At 77.6% G+C, this 1932-nt stretch carries 2 protein-coding genes; one reads left to right on the forward strand and one right to left on the reverse strand.

What is annotated here, in order from left to right:
• Nucleotides 1-1774, reverse strand: a 1774-nt coding sequence (locus ACJA3G_RS35960) for an acyltransferase domain-containing protein (protein ID WP_406557230.1), incomplete at its 3' end; no start/stop codon positions are given.
• Here ACJA3G_RS35960 and ACJA3G_RS35965 point away from each other — a divergent pair.
• Nucleotides 1752-1932: hypothetical protein (locus ACJA3G_RS35965; RefSeq protein WP_406557231.1), on the forward strand; the 181-nt coding region annotated here is incomplete at its 3' end. The two genes, ACJA3G_RS35960 and ACJA3G_RS35965, sit on opposite strands and share 23 nt — an antisense overlap.

Genomic DNA, 1932 nt, shown 5'->3' on the forward strand with positions numbered 1-1932 from the left:
GGGCGTACGGACCGAAGGCGACGGCCCACCGGCCGGGGCCCTGCGGCCGGGCGGTGACCGTCACGTCCACGGCCGGGATGGCGTTGACCCACTTCTCCAGCCGGACGTCGTGCACGGCGACGGCCCGCTGCCCGGGCGCGGCCCGCTCGGCGGCGGCCATCAGGTGGTGCAGGACGGTGGTGGCCGGGACGACCGGGTGCCGGTCGGCGGGTTCGGGCCAGCCCGGCCGCTGCGGGAAGAAGCAGTGGTCCAGGAGGTAGGGCATGGCGTCGGTCGAGACGCGCAGCCGGGTGCGGTGCTCGGCGGGCGGCGCGGCGGCCGGAATACGGGCCGCCGGCGGTGTGTCCGCCGCCGCCAGTACGGCGGTGACGCTGTCCGCCGTCTCCCGCAGCAGCGCGTCCAGCTCGGCGGCGACGGGGTGACGGCGGATGACCGCCTCCCCCAGCCCGGGTGCGGGTCCGGGGCGTTCGCCGTCCGCTTCCGTACGAGGACGCAGCTCGGCGCGCAACTCCTCCAGGCGGCGGGGGTCCAGCGGGACCAGCGCGGCGGTGAGGTCGAGGGGGACCGGGGCGGAGGCCGGGCGCGGCCGGTCCGGCGCGGTTGCGCGGGGCGGACCGTCCGTCCGGCGGGGCCGCAGCGCGTACCCCTCCGCCCACAGTCCCGTCTCCACCCGCAGCAGCTGTGCCAGTCCGCCGCGCCGGGGCGAGTTGGCGGAGAGGGTGAGGTGGTCGCGGGTCTTGAGGGTGTCGTCGATCAGGGAGGTGAGCCGGCCGGTACCGGCCTGGACGAAGGCGCGGAAGCCCGCCGCGTACAGCGCCTCGACGAGCGGGCGGAACCGCACCGGCTCCAGGAGGTGGCGGACGAACAGGGCGCGGACCGCGTCGGGGTCGGCCGGGAACGGGGCCGCCGTGGTGCCGGACCAGACCGGGACCCGCTGCGGAAGGATCTCCGCCGTGTCCACGCCCCGCTTCATGGGGCCGAGGTAGGGGGCGAGCATCGGGGTGTGGAAGCCGGAGCGGAAGGGGAGCACCTGGCAGAGCACGCGTTCGGCCCGGAGCTTGGCGGCGAACTCCTCGACGGGCTGCTCGGGTCCGCACACCATCGACTGGCTGGGCGAGTTGTCGTGCGAGAGGACCAGCTCGGGCCAGTCGGCGAGCGCGCGGTCCACCACGGCCGCCGGTGCGCCGACCGCCGCGAACGCCAGGCCCGGCACCCGTAGCGAGTCGGGGTCGAAGGAGGCGAAGAAGTCGTCGGCCTTGTCGGCGGCGAACATCCCGCCCGCGATCATCGCGGTCCACTCCCCCACGCTGTGCCCGGCCACCCCGTCGGGCTGGACGCCGAGCGCGCGCAGGGCCTCGTCGAGGACCCGGCCGACGCGCAGCACACCGAGGCCGTGCCGGGCGACGTCGGTCGCCCCGGTGTACGTACGGCCGGGCAGCCGCAGCCCGTAGTGCTCGGCCACCTCGTCCACCCGGGGTGCGAACTCGGCCTCCAGACCGGGGAAGACGAACGCGACCTTGCCGCCGCCCGCCTCCCCGAGCAGCGGGCGCGGGGCGAACCAGACGTCGCCGCGGCCCCGCCACGGGCGGCCCTGGGCCACCGCGCGGCGGGCGAGGGCGAGCCGTTTCGCCGTCGGGTCGACGATGCCGAGGCGGGCGGCGGAGGGTGTGTCCGGCCCGTACGGGGTGGCCGCGCCCCGCGCGCGTACGGCCGTGTCGTCCGCGTCCAGCAGGCGCGCCAGGTCCTGCGGGGTGCCGGCGGTCAGGCGCAGCACCCGTTCCGGTTCGCGCACGGCCGTACGCGCGCGGGGCGCGGCCACCCCGTACGGGCCGGACACACCCTCCGCCGCCCGCCTCGGCATCGTCGACCCGACGGCGAAACGGCTCGCCCTCGCCCGCCGCGCGGTGGCCCAGGGCCGCCCGTGGCGGGGCC

This window comes from Streptomyces sp. YS-3 (assembly GCF_045257485.1).
In the GTDB taxonomy this organism is placed as follows: domain Bacteria; phylum Actinomycetota; class Actinomycetes; order Streptomycetales; family Streptomycetaceae; genus Streptomyces.